Genomic DNA, 15,705 nt, shown 5'->3' with positions numbered 1-15,705 from the left:
GGCTCACCACGTTGATGCGGATGCCGCGCGGCAATTCGATCGCCGCGCCGCGCACGAAACCTTCGAGCGCCATGTTGACCGTGGTCGCGCTCGCGCCCAAGCGAATCGGCTCGTCGCCGATGATGCCGCTCGTCAGCGTGAACGAGCCGCCGTCGTTCACGTATTGCTGTGCGGCCAGCACCACGTTGATCTGGCCCATCAGCTTGTCGCGCAGACCGATCCAGAACTGTTCGACGCTCATGTCCGGCAGCGGGCCGAAGTGCACCTTGCCGGTCGCGGTAACCACGCCGTCCACCTTGCCGATCTCGCGAAAGAGCCGCTCGACGCTAGCCGGGTCGGTGATGTCGGCGCGATACTGCCCGCGCGTCGCGCCCACTTCGATCACTTGATGACGCGCCTGCAATTGCGCACTGACGGCTTGGCCCAGCGTGCCGGCCGCGCCGATCACGACGATTTTTTTCATCTGTTGCTCCGTTGAGCGTGGTTGACGTGGGGTCAATTGTGTCGAGGATCGGCGTGGAGAAAAAGCCGCGCTGACGCCGAGGTGCCGCAACCCTGAGTTTCCAATCGATGCGAAGCAAAGCGCGCACCATTATTCAAACGGTGCGCGCGATGATATTCAATGATTAATAGGAATAAGCGCGGGGATTCAAACGGCAGCGCAATCGCCGCCCGCGCTTATTTCAGCCGATGTAATTCGATCACGCGTGTGGGCCGAAAATGATTCAGCGCGTAATGGATGCGGCCGCGATCCTGGCGGCTGCCCACGGGACGCGGATCGTCGTATTGGTGATCGGCCGAGTACGCGCCTTGCGGTTCGATCATGCCTTTGTCGATCACGGTGTAGCCGGGTTCGAGCGCGAGCAGCAGATGATTGCCGCCGACCCGGCTGTCGAAGCCGGCCATGCCGTCGAGCGCCTCGGGCACGCTGTTCTCCAGCGTCGCGTTGCTGGTGGTGATCTCGTCGGGCGAGATCGGGCGGTAACCCGCGATGCGCGCGGCTTCGAGGTTCTTGCCGTCGGTGTCGACGGTGCTGTCGTGCGTGCGGTCGTTGTGCAATTCCGCCGAGCGCGGGCCGCTTTCGGCCGTCTGCTTCGCGACGTCTGCTGGCTTGTCGATATCGCTGTTCATCATGCGTTCTCCTTGAAGAGGACATGGTTGAAGGTCAGCAAAACCCGTACCGCCTGGCACATCCCCTTGCACGCGTGACTTGCAATGCGCATACGTTCAGCTTGCAACGCGATGCCTGTGACGGACATTCACCAAGCGATGGCGTCGGCGATTCTTTTCGTTTTTTTTAATGGACGCGTATTTTCTACAGAGTATGATCTTACTCCGACGAGCGAAGCGCGGTTAAATTGACGACAGGGCCCCGACTAACTCCTCATGGTCGGAAACAACGAACGAAGGCCGCGCTACTTAAAACATTTTTACGGGGCGTCAGGGCGGGTGACTCATGCACTTCGATGCTGCATTCACACATCGCGGCTACTTGTTGAATTGCGCGCCGGCGCGCGCTGGCGATGGCACTTGGCAACCTTATGTGGTCATCTCGCGGTCGAGCGACGGCGAGCTGGTCGCCAACCGCTTCTTCCCAAACGAATTGCGCTTCCGTGACGAAGGCGCCGCCATCGCCCATGCGCGCGACTGGGCGGTGCGCTGGATCGACGCGAGCAGCGTGACCATCTGAAGAAGCGCATGGCAGACGCCGCACGGCACGGCACGGCGTAAGCGCACGCGAGCCGCGTGCCAGCCGGCGGCACGGCTGCGCGGGCCGCGGCAAAACGCGGTAATCTCTCGGCATAATCCATCACCTCGAACCGTGCTCGCCGCATGGCGTCGCTCTTCTATGCCTAACGTGCCTTCCCAGAACTGGGGTCTCGAACAGATCGTCGCGGACCTGCGCGCCTCGCGTGAACAATTGCATCGCACGCGGCATCCGCTCGGCATTCGCGAACTGCCTTCGCGCGAAGCCGTGGTCAACATCGTCGGGGGCCTGCGCGCGGCGCTGTTTCCCACGCACTACGGCGCGCCCGATCTGACCGACGAAACCGTCGACTACTACGTCGGCCACACGCTCGAGAGCACCTTGCGTTTGCTCGCCGAACAGATTCGCCGCGCGCTGCGGTTTCTTCCCGAGTACGCCGCGACCCCGGATGCGGAACTGCAGGAGCGTGCATTCGGCGTCGCGCGCGAATTCGGCACGCAGTTACCGGGGATTCGCGCGCTGCTGGTCAGCGACATTCAGGCGGCCTTCACCGGCGACCCCGCCGCCCAGCACATCACTGAAATTCTGCTGTGTTATCCGGGCGTGTGGGCGATGACACACCACCGGCTCGCTCACGCGCTGCATCGGCTCGGCGTGCCGTTGCTGGCGCGTTTCATCAACGAGATCGCGCACTCGGCGACCGGTATCGACATTCACCCGGGCGCCACGATCGGGCCAAGTTTTTTCATCGATCACGGCACGGGCGTGGTGATCGGCGAGACCGCGATCATCGGCGAGCGTGTGCGGGTGTATCAGGCGGTCACGCTCGGCGCGAAGAGTTTCGCCGCCGATGGCGACGGCGCATTGATCAAGGGTAATGCACGCCATCCGATCGTCGAGGACGACGTCGTGATCTACGCCGGCGCGACCATCCTTGGGCGGGTGACGATCGGACGCGGCTCGGTGATCGGCGGCAATGTCTGGCTCACGCATAGCGTGCCGCCGGGCAGCAGCGTGTCGCAAGGCAAGGTGCGCGAAGGCGAGCGCACCGACGAGAGCCGCCGATGATGCGCACAATGGATGGCCCCTCCGGTTCGTTTGGCTCCAGCCGCAGCAACTGAGGCACGACTCATGCCGCGCGGCCGCGTCCACATGCCTCGCTGCACGATTGCCGGCGTCGAAGCGACGGTGGCCGACACCGCTCATTCGTTTCCGCGTCATTCGCACGACCGCTTCGGCGTCGGCGTGATCGTGCGTGGCGGACATCGGTCGGCGAGCGGGCGCGGCCTCGTCGAAGCGCGCGCGAACGACGCGATTACGGTCAATCCTGGCGAGGTCCACGACGGCAGTCCCCTCGACCAGCGCGGACGCGCGTGGCGCATGTTGTATTTCGAACCGTCGATGCTGACTCGCGCCGTTACCGAGTTGACGGGCGCGGCGGCGCGTGAGATCGAACTCACCCAGCCGGTGGTCCACGATCCGCTGCTCACGCATTTGTTCGAGCGGCTATTTGCGGTGTCGGTGCAGGCGCCGTCGGCGCCCGACAATCTGCTGACAGAAGAGGTGTTGGTCGAACTCCTCGGGCATCTGGTCCGCAATCACGCATGACGCGGGCCTTCGTGCGCCTGCTGGGCGTGACGCCCGCGAACTATGCGGCTGCGATGCGGTGACGCTTAGCCCATGCGCAGATAGCGCAGCAGTGACAGCTCATGTGCGCCATGCCACCACACATGTTCGCCGATAAACCAGGCAGCCGCCCAAGAAGCCGCGACCACGATCAGGTCGCAGTGCCCGCTCTTCCACAGATTCAGCGAATGCCGTCCGGCAATCCACGGTACGCCTAGCGGATTCGGCCAGTCGGCCAGCAGATGCATCAGCCCGCCACACGCGAAGCCGAATGCGGGCGCGGCATAGATCGAATGCCCGAGCCAGTGATAGGACATCGCCAACAGCGCGAGCCACCCCACACCCCAATGCGTCAGCGTGCGATGCGTGATCCATAGCCGCCGCGCGCGCGACCACCACGCCACCTCCATCCAGTCCGGCGCAGTGCTGCCGGCGAGACCGGCGAGAAAGCTCAACAGCACGCCGAGATGATACGAATCACCGTTGCCGATGTGCGCGACGATTGCCGCCGCGATGACACCGGCTGCAAAACCGGTTGCGTGGTGTGCGTTGCTGGAAGCCATGAAACTCGCGGCGCACCGCAGCGCGCCGCGTCAAGACGAAGGGCGGCTATGTTCGCAGATGAGCCGACAAAAAAATAGCCGCCGCGCGAGATAAAAAAATTCGCGCGGCGGCATGGCCTTCACAACCCGATGCGTGAGTGGAATGTCAGGTTGCGCAGCGTGCGATGTCGAAGCGCATCTCTTCTTCCGGCGGATCGTCCGGGGCATTCGCGGGGCGCATCACCTTGATGACCGAGCCCGCGTTGAGCGGCGTCAGCGTGACGAAATAGGAGTTGTTCGAATCCGAGCCGACGGCGAGTTCAGTCGCCGTGCCGACTTGCGACACGCGCACGCGCGGCAAACGATCCTTGAGGCATTGGGCGATAGAGGCGGGGGCGCGTTGCGACGACACGTACATCAGCGGCACGGATGCATCGCGGGCAGTGCCCCTGGACGTACCGCAGGCGGCGAGGGCGGCAATGACGGCAACAGCGGGTGCTAACAGGAGAAGTCTTTTCATGGTCCGATCGTCGGCGTCCCCGGTCGTACGCGGGGACTTGAGGCGCGGGCGAAGCGCCATGCGTTTTCAGCACAACGTGATGCTTCGCGGCGAAGCCGCCGGGCTACCACAGCGACATCGCGGTGGCCCGGCGGCGTGGGCCAGTATACCCACCGCGCGCGGGCGCCGTCGCTTCGCGCGGTAGCGGAGACCCGTTGATCACCACCCTGTCGAATCGGCAGCGCGATAAAAAACCCGCGAGGTGATCGTGTCACGCGCGGGTCGACATGCAGCGCAATGGATAGATTCGCGCCGCAGGTACTGCGTGGAAAACTTAGAAGCGGTGACGCAGACCGACGGCCGCGGCGACCTGGTTGCCCGTCGACGACGGCGCCAGCGTATTGATCGCCGCCACGTTCGCGCCGAAGTTGCCGAGCTCGCCCGACGCATGCTGATAGACGCCTTCCACATACACGTCGGTGCGCTTGCTCAGCGCGTAGTCGCTTTGCAGCGACACCGTGTGCCACTTCGGATCGCCGGTGCCGTTCGAGCCCGTCATCCTACCGTCGGTGAACGTGTACGCTGCCGAGAGGCTCAGCGCCGGCGTCAGTGCGTAGCGGCCGTTCACCTCATAGTTGTCGAGGCGCAGATTGGTGCCCGCTACGCCCGGCAGCGTGACGCCGCCCACGTTCACGCCGCTGATGCCGTCCAGTTGCGTGTGCGTGTACACGAAGCCGGCCGTGGCCGGACCGTATGTGTAGTTGAGACCCGCGCCGAACGAGCGCTGCAGGTTCGCGGCGATCGCCGCGGTGCCGTTGCCTTGCGATACGGCGCCGCCCAGGTTCGAGCTGCCCGAATTGTTCAGTTGCAGGTACGAGGCCGCGAAGTTCAACGGGCCATTCTCGTACGAAGCGCCGGCGCTCCATGCGCGGTTGTTCGCGAACTGGCCGGCCGCATTGCTGAAGCCATACAGGCCGCCGAAGGTCAGGCCCGCGTAATTCGCGCTGGTGTACTTCACCGCGTTCTTGACGGAGAAGGACGCGTCCAGATTGTCGTTGTCGAACGGGTGAGCAGCGAGGTTGTTGCCATAGCCTGCGCCCGTAGCGGATAGCGGCGACAGGTAGTCGACCATCGAATCATATTGACGGCCGAGTGTCAGCGTACCGTACTGATCGCTTTGCAGACCCACGAAAGCCTTGCGGTTGAACAGCGTGCCGCTTTCCGAGTTCTGGCCGTTGTTCAGGTTGAAGCCGCTTTCCAACGTGAAGATCGCGTGCAGACCGCCGCCGAGGTCTTCGCTGCCGCGCAGACCGAAGTACGTGTTCGACATCGAGCCGCTGCCTTGTTGCCAATTGCTGTGGCCGCCCTGGTTGTTCGAATACACGAGACCGGCGTCGAGCGAGCCGTACAACGTGACGCTGCTCTGTGCGTGCGCGGTGACGGCGAACGCGCCCATGAGGCCGGCTGCGATGAGGGTTTTTTTCATGTTCAGATAACTCCGGGACAGTGCGTGGAGAATCGCATTCCAGTGCTTTCAGCCGATTGCGCCGGCTGCCTGACGATTCGGAATAAAGTGTATTCCTGCCATTCGTATCTTTAATTTCATGCCGCACAATAATGAATTCTCGAATTCGTAATGGCTGCTTTTGATTTTGTCTAAGTGCGGGAATATTAAAAGGAAAGTAGTTCCCTTTAGGAAACGGAATGGGAAGGTCGATCGCAGCGGTGTTGCGGACTCGCGACGCGTCCGCTCAGGCAGTCCTGGTGGGCCTTACAACCTGTTACTGAGCACACGCGGATTTATTCCGCTTTTTGCAATGCACTCTTCCGGATTGCATGGTCTATCTTGATCGATTACGGCTCTACAATTCGCGCACCCTTTGACCAAGGGTGTCTTTTTCATTTCTACGCGCGGCTTTCGGGCCGCGTTTTTTTATCGCATTTTTCTAATAATCTTGGAAGTTCCCGTGAATGAGGAAATGGCGTATTGCACTGGACAATGGGGTGGCCACGACTTGTCCGTTCGTCAGAGGGACGCGGCCGGCGCGCGCAAGGCGGGTAGAATCGCGTGCTTGAGATGTGTTTTTGCCCCGCGAACCTGAGTGAACCTGTAATGACCGATACACCCCTTCCATCGTCCGACACCGCTGCCGATTTCACGACGGAAGGCTCGCCCGGGCTGGACGAAAGCGTCCACGAAGCGCGTCTGTGGCGCGACGACGGATGGACCGCGCGCGTGATCAAGAATGAAGACGACGAAGGCTGGGCCGTCGAAATGATCAAGGACGGCGAAGCGGAACCCGCGCTCGTCGGACCGTGGACGATGGGCCGCAACAAGAAAGACCCGAAGCCGCTCGACACCTCGGCGTTCAACACGCTGGTGAAGACCGCGTCGGAAGTGCTGCGCCGTCATGAGCAGCAACTGCGCGCGCAACTGCATAAAGAAGTGCGGGTCGCGAGCGCGGACGGGAACGACGAACTCGACATCACGCTGGACATCGTCCCCGATGAACTCGAACCGTACGCGCTGCTGACCGCGCTCGATGCGTTCGGCGAACAGCTCGCGCAGGTGCAGGTCGCGCCCAGCTTCAAACTCACCAAGGCGAGCGCGGCGGCGTGGGTCGAAAACGAGTTTCGTCGACCGGGCTAGGGGCAGGCGGCTCGGCCGGGTTGCCGCGCTCGAACCTCAGCTGCGCTTGCAGAAAATCGCCGTGATCAGCGGCGCCACGTGATGCACGATCGCCGTGCTGCCGGTCCCGGCCAGCGCGTTACGCACTTTGGCTTCGCTGCCGAACACCACGACGCCGTAAGCCGAACGGGCGAGCGGTTCGCCATCGCCGACGCGAAAGAGCGGGTCGTCTTTTTCGTAGCCGACCACCGCGAACACACGAAAGCCGAACGCGGTCAGTTCAGCGCCGGACGCTGGCGAGAACGCGTTGATCGAATTCTGTTCGACGCGCGACGGCTTCGGATCGATGAGTTCCTGTTGCGCGAGGTCGGCGATGAACTGATGGCCGCTTTGATTGCAGGTGAGCGCGGTGTCGAGCGACGCCGCGAAACCGCGCATCGGCAGGGCGGCCGCCAGAAGCAGGAGTACAGCAAAAGTAAAACGTTTCATAAGCGTTGAGTCGCGCCGGGTTCGATGTCGTGGTTTTGCAACGTGGGGTGGCGCGGGGTTGAAACCCGAAAGACGTTGCGTATCGAAGGGATTCCGCGTGACAGGCGCAACGGGATTCGCACTGTATCGCGATTCGGCAAATCTTGCTTTGCGGCCGACACGCGCCGGTAACGAACGCGCCTCAAAGAAACGTGCGGTAAGAAAGCAATATTTTACGATACCGTATATATTTCCGGGTTATGACTTCGCAACCCCAAACTCCAATTGACGTCCCGCCGCCCCGCACGTGGGACGCCCGGCTCGCCCGTCGGCTCGTGACTCCGCTGGTGAACACCTGGGTTACGCCTAATCACCTCACCACGCTGCGTCTGCTGATCGGCGTGGCAGGCGCATTGTGCCTCGCTCATGGCGAATTCGCATGGGCCAATGCGGGCGCGCTGCTGATCGTGCTATCGAATTTCGTCGATCACACGGACGGCGAACTCGCGCGCATCGGCGGCAAGTCGAGCCGGATCGGTCATTTTTACGACCTCGCGTGCGACGCCCTCGTCACCGTCATGCTGTTTGTCGGCATGGGCGTCGGGGTGGGCGCCTCGCAGCCCGGTGGGCTGAAGGTCGCGCCGGGCGTGCTCGGCGCGCTGGCCGGCGTGGCGGTCGCGCTGATCTTTTTCCTGCGCATGCGCATCGAGGAAATGGCGGGCAAGGCGGGCACGAAGCAGGCATCGGTCGGCGGATTCGAAACGGAAGACGTGCTGTACCTCCTGCCGATCGTCACGCTGACGAACGTCGTGATGCCCTTCGTGGTGGTCGCGTCGATCGGCGCGCCGCTGTTTGCCGCGTGGGTCGTGGTCGACTACTGGCGCGTTGCGCGCCGTACCGCGGAGGCCTCCGAAACCAGTCAAATGTGGGCTAGGGAATGAGTACGCACGCCGAAGACGACGTGATCGCAGCCGTCTCTGCCGACGCTGCTTCCTCCGCGGCGCTGGCCGCGCCGAATGCCGACCGCGCGGTCGCGAACCGCACGCGCACGTTCGACACCCCGCGTCTGCGCAAAGACTTCGCCGCTCAGGGCGCGTTCCTCTACCTGGAAGATTTCCTCGCGTCCGAAGTCACGGCGCAGCTCATCCACAGCGCGCGTGCGCTGCTCGACGAGGTGAACCGCAACTACCTGCCGGGTCACAAGCAGGGTGGCAGCGTGAGCCGGCATACGATTGACCGCCTCGCGCCGTTCATCGCCGAGCTGTATCGCTCGAAAGAACTGATCGGCTGGCTCGAACAACTGAGCGGCGACAAGTTGCAGGTCTCGCCGGTCGACGACCCGCATGCGTACGCGCTGTACTACTACACGCGGCCGGGCGACCACATCGGCTGGCACTACGATACTTCGTACTATGACGGGCGCCGCTACACGCTGCTGCTCGGCGTGATCGACGACTCGTCGTGCCGGCTCGACTACGAATTGCACACACGCAATCCGGACGTGCCGGATCGGCCGGGCTCGGTGCAGATTCCGCCGGGCGGCCTCGTGTTTTTCGACGGCGACAAGCTGCGCCACCGCGTCACACCGGCCGGCGCGAACGAGATGCGCGTGTCGCTCACGTTCGAATACGTCACAGACCCGAACATGCGGCCGTGGCGCCGCTTCATCTCGAACATGAAGGACGCGATTGCGTACTTCGGTTTCCGTCAGGTGTTCCGTCAACTCGCCGCGCGCGGCAAGGACCGTGCATGAGTCGCGCGGCCCTGCTTCTGCTGTCGATCGGGACGGCGCTGTTCGTCGGCCTGCTCGCCTGGCAGGGCTTCGGCTCGGTGGCCTCGACGCTGCTCGCGGCCGGTTGGGGGCTCGCGCTCGTCGCGGCGTTACACGTCGTGCCGCTGGTGCTCGACGCCGCCGCGATCTCCGTGTTGTTCGAGCGCCGTCGCGATGGCGCGCACCACGATCTGTCGTTGCGCGACGCACTGTTCGCGCGCTGGATCGGCGAATCGGTGAATAGCCTGTTGCCGGCCGGACAGATCGGCGGCCCGGTCGTGATGGTGCGGCAACTCTCTCAACGCGGCATGCGCATGCGCGACGCCGCCGCCGCGATTACCGTCAGCACGACCGCGCAGGCGCTCGCGCAGATCGTCTTCGCACTGGGCGGACTGCTGCTGTTCGGCGCGTATGCCGCAAACGGCGCGCTGCATGACCTGCAAACCGCGACGCTGATCGCCACCGGCGTGCTCAGCGCGATGATCCTCGGTTTCTACTATGCGCAGCGGCGTGGCCTGTTCGGCCGGCTGCTCGGCGTCGTCTCGAAGGTCTTCGGCAAGCGCGACTGGTCCTCGCTGATGACGCGCGCGGAAGCCGTCGACGCCGCCGTGCAGGCGTTGTACCGCGAGCGCCGCAAGGTGGCGGCGAGTTTCACGCTGAGTCTCGTCGGCTGGATCGTCGGCACGGTCGAAGTGTGGCTCGCGCTGCGCTTTCTCGGCCATCCGGTCGACTGGATCGACGCGCTATTGCTCGAGAGCATCGGGCAGGCGATTCGCGGCGCGGCGTTCATGATTCCGGGCTCGCTCGGCGTGCAGGAGGGCGGCTATCTGCTGCTCGCGCCGCTGGTCGGGTTGCCGCCGGATGCGGCGTTGGCGTTGTCGCTCGCCAAGCGCGCGCGCGAAATCCTGCTAGGCTTGCCGGGGCTGCTGGTTTTGCACTTCAGCGAAAGAAGCTGGCAACGGCGGCGCGCCACGGCGCGCGTGCCGGTTGCCGATTAATCTCCGTATTTTTTCAAAGGACCGCGCATGCGTGCCATCATCCTCGCAGCGGGCCTCGGCCTGCGTCTTCAGCAACCGCCGCAAGCTCAGTTCCCGAAATGTCTGTTGCAGTTCGACGGCATGAGCCTGCTCGAACGGCATCTGCAAATGCTCGAAACCGCTGGCGTGACGGACGTCGTGCTGGCGCTCGGCTTTCAGCCGGAATCGGTGCAGGCGGAGCTGGAGCGCATCAACTGGCCGCACAAGGTGGAAACGGTGCTGAACCCGCGCTTCGACCTGGGCAGCGTGCTGACGGTGCATACGGTGGCCGACGCGCTCACGCGTGGTGGCGACGTGCTGCTGATGGACGCCGATGTGCTCTACGACGAGCGCATTCTGAGCGCGCTGGTGGCGGGCGAGACTGTCAACCGCCTGCTGATCGACCGTGATTTCGAAGCCGGCGACGAGCCCGTCAAGCTATGTCTGAAAGACGGCGTGCCGGTCGAATTGCGCAAGCAGCTCGCGGTCAATCTCGAGTACGACACGATCGGCGAATCGGTCGGCTTCTTCCGTTTCCGCCAGGAAACCGCGCAACGTTTTGCCGAGATCGTCGCGGGCTATATCGACAGCGGCCGGGCCAACATGCCGCACGAGGAAGCCGTGCGCGACCTGTTGCTGGAGCGCAGCCAGGTGTTCGATACCGCCGACGTGACCGGTGCGCCCTGGATCGAAATCGACTTCCCCAACGACGTTGCCCGTGCGAGCACCGGGATCCTGCCGCAACTGCAACCGCTCGTCAGCGCGTCGCGCTAAGCGGCTTGCGCACGTATCCCGCTGCATCCTGCTGTATCGCAAAGGTGAGCCGGCTGTAAGCCGCTTCACCTTCGTTGGGTTGCGCGCGCCCGTCGCAGGACGCACGACGAAGCGGCGCACGCACGCGTGCGCAACTGCACGAAAGCCTTCGCGCACCACCCCGTGTCGCCGCTGCAATGCCATAATCGAAGCTTTACCTCGACGGCCTAGCAGCCCGTCGTCATGCCAATGCCTCTCGCTTTAGGCGCCTTCATCGTTCCGCTGATCGTCGCGTGTGCGATGTTCATGGAAAACGTGGACGGCACGGTCATCGTGACGTCGCTGCCGGTTCTGGCGCGCGATCTCGGCCAGGATCCCATCACCCTCAAGCTCGCGGTCACTGCCTATGTGATCGGCCTCGGCGTGTTCATCCCGATCTGCGGATGGGTGGCCGACCGCTTCGGTTCGCGCACGGTGTTTCGCACGGCAATCGGCGTCTTCATGGCCGGCTCGCTGATGTGCGCGGCCTCCACGTCGCTCGGCACCTTCGTGGTCGCGCGCTTCGTGCAGGGCATCGGCGGCGCGATGATGGTGCCGGTGGGCCGCATCATCATTTTCCGTTCGGTGCCGAAGTCCGAGTTCATTCGCGCGGTCAACTATCTGACGGTGCCAGCCTTGCTCGGGCCGGTGGTCGGACCGCCGCTCGGCGGCTTCATCACGACGTATCTGCATTGGCGTCTGATCTTCGTCATCAATATTCCAATCGGTTTGCTGGGCATCTGGCTCGCGAACAAACACATCGCCAACGTGCACGAAGCGCATCCGGGACGGCTCGACTGGACCGGTTTCCTGCTGTCCGCGAGCGGCGCGTCGCTGTTCATGCTCGGGCTGTCGCTGGTGGGCGGCGCACTGGTGCCAACGAGCGCGTCGATCGGCATGTGCGTGGCCGGTGTGGTGCTGCTGTTGCTGTACGCGCTGTACGCGAGCCGCGTCGAATTGCCGGTGCTCGATCTGCGGCTGCTGCGCATTCCGAGTTTTCATGCGAGCGTGGTGGGCGGTTCGCTGTTTCGCATCGGGCTAGGGGCGGTGCCGTTTCTATTGCCGCTCGCGTTGCAGGAAGGCCTGGGCATGACCGCGTTCAGAGCGGGGTCGATCACCTGCGCATCCGCGTTCGGATCGATCTTCATGAAGGCGGCGGCGTCGCGCATTCTCGGACGATTCGGCTTTCGCACCGTGCTGATGTTCAACGCGGCTTGCGCGGGCGCGTCGATCGCCGTGTACGGATTGTTTTTTCCCGGCACGCCGCACTGGCTGATCTGGTGTGTCGTGCTGTTCGGCGGTTTCTTTCCGTCGTTGCAGTTCACGTCGCTGAACACCTTGGCATATGCGGATATTCCGAGCAGCGACGTCGGCCGGGCGACCAGTGTGGCGAGCGTGATCCAGCAGATTTCGTTGGGACTCGGCGTGACGATCGCGGGCATCGTGCTGCAAATTTCACACAACGTGCAGGGTCATTCGAGCATCGTGTTCCCGGACTTCTGGCCGGCGTTTCTCGTGGTCGGCCTGTTCTCGGTCATGTCGATTCCGGTCACCGCGCGTTTGCCGCGAGACGCCGGCGATGAAATCGCGCGCGGTAGTCGCGGGCGCGCGTGAAGGTCTACCGCAACACGCGCCCTACGAATTGTTGCGACTTCGCAAAGCGTCACTTCGCATGTTATAAGCCCAAGGCAGCTTGACTCGTCGTCAGATGAAACAGTCGTCCTGGGGGGTATTCAATGAGCTTGTTCCGCAACGCCAAAGCTTCAGCCGGCGGATTCGCGCTGGTCGCACTCGTTTCCGTATCGAGCGCTTTCCTCGAGGCCACGCCGGCCATTGCGAAGGCGCCCGAGAAAGCGCAGCCCGCTGTCCTCACCGCCTCCGCGATCGCGGTGGCCGACAAGTACAGCGCCGACGCCGCCGAGCAGATCTTCAAGCAAGGCGGCAATGCCGTCGACGCGGCCGTCGCTATTGCCTTCACGCTTGCCGTGACGTATCCAGAAGCGGGCAACATCGGCGGCGGCGGTTTCATGACGCTGTATGTGGACGGCAAACCGTACTTCCTCGACTATCGGGAGCGCGCGCCGCTCGCCGCGACGAGGAACATGTACCTCGACGACAAGGGCGAGGTCATCAAGGGCATGAGCCTGTTCGGCTATCGCGCGGTGGGCGTGCCGGGCACCGTCGACGGCATGTGGCAGGCGCAGCGCCGCTTCGGCAAGCTCAAGTGGAAGCAGGTGCTGGCGCCGGCGATTCATTACGCGCGCGACGGCTTCGAAGTCAGCGAGCAATTGCAGGCGCGTCGCGACGCGGCCGCGAAAGACTTCGCGGGCAAGACCAACTTCGACACGTACTTCGCCAATCTGAAGCAGGGCGTCAACTTCAAGCAGCCGGATCTCGCCGCGGTGCTCCAGCGCATTTCGGATCAAGGCGCGAAGGATTTCTATTCGGGCAAGACGGCCGATCTGATCGCCGCGTCGATGCGCGGTCATGGCCTCATCACGAAGGCCGATCTGCAGCAGTACAAAGCCGTGTGGCGTGAACCGATCCAGGCCGACTGGAACGGCTATCGCGTGTACACTGCGCCGCCGCCGAGTTCGGGTGGCATCGGCCTCGTGCAACTGCTGAAGATGAAGGCCGATCTCGCGCCCGACTTCAAGGACGTGCCGCTCAATTCGCCGCAATACGTGCACCTGATCGCGGAAATCGAGAAGCGCGTGTTCGCCGACCGCGCCCAATATCTCGGCGACCCAGACTTCTACAAGGTGCCGGTCGCGCAATTGACGAGCGACGCGTACATCGCCAGGCGCGCCACCGAAGTCAATCCGGACGCGCCGTCGGACACGAAGAGCCTGCATGCGGGTCTCGGCACCAACATGCCGGAGAAAGCTGAAACCACCCACTTCTCGGTGATCGACAAGTGGGGCAACGCGGTGTCGAACACATACACGATCAACGGCTATTTCGGCTCGGGCGTGGTGGCGGACCGCACGGGCATCGTGCTGAACGACGAGATGGACGACTTCTCCGCGAAGCCGGGCGTCGCGAACATGTTCGGCGTGGTGGGCAGCGACGCGAATGCGATCGAACCGAAAAAGCGCCCGCTCTCGTCGATGAGCCCGACGATTCTGACGAAGGACGGCAAGGTCGCGCTCGTGATCGGCACGCCGGGCGGCTCGCGCATCTTCACGTCGATCTTCCAGGTGATCAACAACGTGTACGACTACGACATGCCATTGCCGGAAGCCGTCGGCGCGATGCGCTTTCATCATCAGCTGTTGCCGCCGAACACGATTTTCTGGGAGCCGTACAAGCCGATCGACGGTGAACTCGCGCAGCGGATCGAAGCGAAGGGCTACACGCTGAAAGGGCAGAATTTCAGCGGCGACATCCAGGCGATCAAGGTCAATGGCGATACGCCGGAAGCGGCTGCTGATCCGCGTGGCCGTGGGGTGACGCGGGTGATTCAGTAAGCGGCGTCGGATTGGGGCCGCCGCGTGTGGACGGCGGTCTTGCCTACGCCTGATCGACCTCGGGCGAAAATCCAGGGAAGAGGAACCGGGGGCTTTTCAACGGAAGTCCGATGGAACCACGCCGACCCGTACGTCTGCCTCCGGCGCAACAAAGGCGGCCTGCCACCGGCCGCTTTCCTCAGCTCACCTGCTCGACCGGCGTCAACGTCAGTTCGAGCCGCTGCGCACCGCGCAGCACGGTCACGCCGACCGGCCTGTCGATCCGCGACGCGTCGAGCGTGCGTTGCAGGCCATCGACGTCCTGCACGCTTAGCCCATCGATCGCGACGATCGTATCGTCGGTGTGCAGACCGCCGAGCGCGGCGGGACTGCCTTTGACGATCTCCATCACGTGCACGCCGCTCTCCGAACTCAAGCCGAAATACCGCTGCACGCGCCGCGATAACGGCGTCGTGGTGCCCGCCACGCCGACATACGCGCGTCGCACGCGGCCGTGCGCGAAGATCTGCATGATGACCCACTTGGCCGTATCGATGGCGGTCGCGAAGCAGATCGCCTGCGCGCCGGGAATGATCGCGGTATTCACGCCGATCACCTGACCCGCCGAATTGATCAGCGGGCCACCCGAGTTGCCGGGATTGAGCGCGGCGTCGGTCTGGATTACGTCGTAAATCATGCGGCCGGAGTTCGAGCGCAGCGAGCGGCCGAGCGCCGAGACGACGCCCGTGGTCACCGTTTGCGCGAGGCCGAGCGGATTGCCGACAGCGATCGCAATCTGCCCGACGCGCAGCTTCGACGATTCGCCGAGTTCGACGTGCGGCAGCGGCTCCGGCGAGCCGATCCGCAATACGGCCAGATCGCTGCCGGGGTCATCGCCGACCAGATCGGCGTCGAACTTCGCGCCGTCGGCGAGCGTCACCTGAATATGCGTGGCGCCGTGGACGACGTGGCTGTTGGTGAGCAGATAGCCGTCGGGTGTGAACAGGAAGCCCGAGCCGGTGCCGCCGCGCGCGCCTCGGCCGCGCCCGGACGGCTCGCCGGGCAGCCGGCGTTCGACGGAGATGAAGGCGACCGCCTGCTGGACGCGCTCCAGTGCACCGATCACGGTTAAGGAGTAGGCGTCGAGCAGGGCGTCGTCGGATAAGGGGTTGAGCGAGTGGGGCCCGGGGGCGTCGGATGCGGCG

16 protein-coding genes and 1 pseudogene are annotated in these 15,705 nt (G+C 63.8%); 10 read left to right on the top strand and 7 right to left on the bottom strand.

Going from position 1 to position 15,705, the window contains the following annotated elements:
- Together CIC12_RS19235 and CIC12_RS19230 are read right to left on the bottom strand one after the other, a co-directional pair.
- A partial coding sequence (locus tag CIC12_RS19235; protein WP_168665967.1) for a short chain dehydrogenase occupies positions 1-463 on the bottom strand: 463 nt, incomplete at its 3' end.
- Positions 464-678: 215 nt separating this feature from the next.
- Positions 679-1,131, bottom strand: coding sequence for a DUF3005 domain-containing protein (locus tag CIC12_RS19230; protein ID WP_168665969.1), 453 nt, complete (start codon positions 1,129-1,131; stop codon positions 679-681).
- Between the two features lie 325 nt (positions 1,132-1,456).
- On the opposite strand from CIC12_RS19230, the gene CIC12_RS19225 reads away from it, so the two are divergent.
- From CIC12_RS19225 to CIC12_RS19215, 3 genes and pseudogenes are all read left to right on the top strand, one after another.
- A complete protein-coding gene (locus CIC12_RS19225; protein ID WP_168665966.1) occupies positions 1,457-1,690 on the top strand; it encodes a hypothetical protein in 234 nt (77 codons plus the stop codon).
- Between the two features lie 159 nt (positions 1,691-1,849).
- Positions 1,850-2,776, top strand: a complete 927-nt coding sequence (gene epsC / locus CIC12_RS19220; RefSeq protein ID WP_168665964.1) for a serine O-acetyltransferase EpsC — start codon at positions 1,850-1,852, stop codon at positions 2,774-2,776.
- A 63-nt stretch (positions 2,777-2,839) separates the two neighbouring features.
- Positions 2,840-3,313 (top strand): annotated as a pseudogene (locus tag CIC12_RS19215) (AraC family ligand binding domain-containing protein); the annotation flags it as partial.
- 68 nt (positions 3,314-3,381) lie between these two features.
- Here CIC12_RS19215 and CIC12_RS19210 read toward each other — a convergent pair.
- The 3 genes from CIC12_RS19210 to CIC12_RS19200 form a co-directional block, all read right to left on the bottom strand.
- Positions 3,382-3,897 carry a metal-dependent hydrolase gene (locus tag CIC12_RS19210; protein ID WP_168665962.1) on the bottom strand — a complete coding sequence of 172 codons (516 nt, stop codon included), beginning with the start codon at positions 3,895-3,897 and terminating at the stop codon, positions 3,382-3,384.
- A gap of 145 nt (positions 3,898-4,042) precedes the next feature.
- The gene (locus CIC12_RS19205; protein WP_168665960.1) at positions 4,043-4,396 is read right to left on the bottom strand and encodes a sugar ABC transporter ATPase; all 354 of its coding nucleotides are present in this window, start codon (positions 4,394-4,396) and stop codon (positions 4,043-4,045) included.
- 313 nt (positions 4,397-4,709) lie between these two features.
- Positions 4,710-5,861, bottom strand: a complete 1,152-nt coding sequence (locus tag CIC12_RS19200) for a porin (protein ID WP_168665958.1) — start codon at positions 5,859-5,861, stop codon at positions 4,710-4,712.
- A 627-nt stretch (positions 5,862-6,488) separates the two neighbouring features.
- Between CIC12_RS19200 and CIC12_RS19195 the strand changes: the two genes are divergently transcribed.
- Complete coding sequence (locus tag CIC12_RS19195; RefSeq protein ID WP_168665956.1) at positions 6,489-7,025, top strand: hypothetical protein; 537 nt, start codon at positions 6,489-6,491, stop codon at positions 7,023-7,025.
- 36 nt (positions 7,026-7,061) lie between these two features.
- Here CIC12_RS19195 and CIC12_RS19190 read toward each other — a convergent pair whose 3' ends face one another.
- The gene (locus CIC12_RS19190; protein WP_168665954.1) at positions 7,062-7,493 is read right to left on the bottom strand and encodes a hypothetical protein; all 432 of its coding nucleotides are present in this window, start codon (positions 7,491-7,493) and stop codon (positions 7,062-7,064) included.
- 239 nt (positions 7,494-7,732) lie between these two features.
- On the opposite strand from CIC12_RS19190, the gene CIC12_RS19185 reads away from it, so the two are divergent.
- The 6 genes from CIC12_RS19185 (at position 7,733) to ggt (ending at position 14,521) form a co-directional block, all read left to right on the top strand.
- Positions 7,733-8,413: a CDP-alcohol phosphatidyltransferase family protein gene (locus tag CIC12_RS19185; RefSeq protein WP_168665952.1), complete on the top strand. Its 681-nt coding sequence runs from the start codon at positions 7,733-7,735 to the stop codon at positions 8,411-8,413.
- Positions 8,410-9,225 carry a HalD/BesD family halogenase gene (locus CIC12_RS19180; protein ID WP_168665950.1) on the top strand — a complete coding sequence of 272 codons (816 nt, stop codon included), beginning with the start codon at positions 8,410-8,412 and terminating at the stop codon, positions 9,223-9,225. The genes CIC12_RS19185 and CIC12_RS19180 overlap by 4 nt, the downstream gene beginning before the upstream one ends.
- Positions 9,222-10,241: a flippase-like domain-containing protein gene (locus tag CIC12_RS19175; RefSeq protein WP_168665948.1), complete on the top strand. Its 1,020-nt coding sequence runs from the start codon at positions 9,222-9,224 to the stop codon at positions 10,239-10,241. Before CIC12_RS19180 ends, CIC12_RS19175 begins: the two co-directional genes overlap by 4 nt.
- A gap of 27 nt (positions 10,242-10,268) precedes the next feature.
- Positions 10,269-11,033, top strand: a complete 765-nt coding sequence (locus CIC12_RS19170) for a phosphocholine cytidylyltransferase family protein (protein WP_168665946.1) — start codon at positions 10,269-10,271, stop codon at positions 11,031-11,033.
- 228 nt (positions 11,034-11,261) lie between these two features.
- Positions 11,262-12,665, top strand: a complete 1,404-nt coding sequence (locus tag CIC12_RS19165) for an MFS transporter (protein WP_168665968.1) — start codon at positions 11,262-11,264, stop codon at positions 12,663-12,665.
- A gap of 122 nt (positions 12,666-12,787) precedes the next feature.
- The gene (gene ggt, locus CIC12_RS19160; RefSeq protein ID WP_168665944.1) at positions 12,788-14,521 is read left to right on the top strand and encodes a gamma-glutamyltransferase; all 1,734 of its coding nucleotides are present in this window, start codon (positions 12,788-12,790) and stop codon (positions 14,519-14,521) included.
- A gap of 178 nt (positions 14,522-14,699) precedes the next feature.
- On the opposite strand, the gene CIC12_RS19155 is transcribed toward ggt, so the two are convergent.
- Positions 14,700-15,705: S1C family serine protease (locus CIC12_RS19155; RefSeq protein ID WP_168665942.1), on the bottom strand; the 1,006-nt coding region annotated here is incomplete at its 5' end.

This window comes from Paraburkholderia sp. SG-MS1 (assembly GCF_012275575.1).
Taxonomy (GTDB): Bacteria; Pseudomonadota; Gammaproteobacteria; order Burkholderiales; family Burkholderiaceae; genus Paraburkholderia.
The sequence above is the reverse complement of the archived record's forward strand: the minus strand, read 5'-3'. Positions and strand labels throughout refer to the sequence as shown.

Excerpts from the sequence above, each read along its gene's own strand:
- CIC12_RS19230 (WP_168665969.1), bottom strand. The coding sequence starts at position 1,131 with ATGAACAGCGATATCGACAAGCCAGCAGACGTCGCGAAGCAGACGGCC.
- CIC12_RS19225 (WP_168665966.1), top strand. The coding sequence starts at position 1,457 with ATGCACTTCGATGCTGCATTCACACATCGCGGCTACTTGTTGAATTGC.
- epsC (WP_168665964.1), top strand. The coding sequence starts at position 1,850 with ATGCCTAACGTGCCTTCCCAGAACTGGGGTCTCGAACAGATCGTCGCG.
- CIC12_RS19210 (WP_168665962.1), bottom strand. The coding sequence starts at position 3,897 with ATGGCTTCCAGCAACGCACACCACGCAACCGGTTTTGCAGCCGGTGTC.
- CIC12_RS19205 (WP_168665960.1), bottom strand. The coding sequence starts at position 4,396 with ATGAAAAGACTTCTCCTGTTAGCACCCGCTGTTGCCGTCATTGCCGCC.
- CIC12_RS19200 (WP_168665958.1), bottom strand. The coding sequence starts at position 5,861 with ATGAAAAAAACCCTCATCGCAGCCGGCCTCATGGGCGCGTTCGCCGTC.
- CIC12_RS19195 (WP_168665956.1), top strand. The coding sequence starts at position 6,489 with ATGACCGATACACCCCTTCCATCGTCCGACACCGCTGCCGATTTCACG.
- CIC12_RS19190 (WP_168665954.1), bottom strand. The coding sequence starts at position 7,493 with ATGAAACGTTTTACTTTTGCTGTACTCCTGCTTCTGGCGGCCGCCCTG.
- CIC12_RS19185 (WP_168665952.1), top strand. The coding sequence starts at position 7,733 with ATGACTTCGCAACCCCAAACTCCAATTGACGTCCCGCCGCCCCGCACG.
- CIC12_RS19180 (WP_168665950.1), top strand. The coding sequence starts at position 8,410 with ATGAGTACGCACGCCGAAGACGACGTGATCGCAGCCGTCTCTGCCGAC.
- CIC12_RS19175 (WP_168665948.1), top strand. The coding sequence starts at position 9,222 with ATGAGTCGCGCGGCCCTGCTTCTGCTGTCGATCGGGACGGCGCTGTTC.
- CIC12_RS19170 (WP_168665946.1), top strand. The coding sequence starts at position 10,269 with ATGCGTGCCATCATCCTCGCAGCGGGCCTCGGCCTGCGTCTTCAGCAA.
- CIC12_RS19165 (WP_168665968.1), top strand. The coding sequence starts at position 11,262 with ATGCCTCTCGCTTTAGGCGCCTTCATCGTTCCGCTGATCGTCGCGTGT.
- ggt (WP_168665944.1), top strand. The coding sequence starts at position 12,788 with ATGAGCTTGTTCCGCAACGCCAAAGCTTCAGCCGGCGGATTCGCGCTG.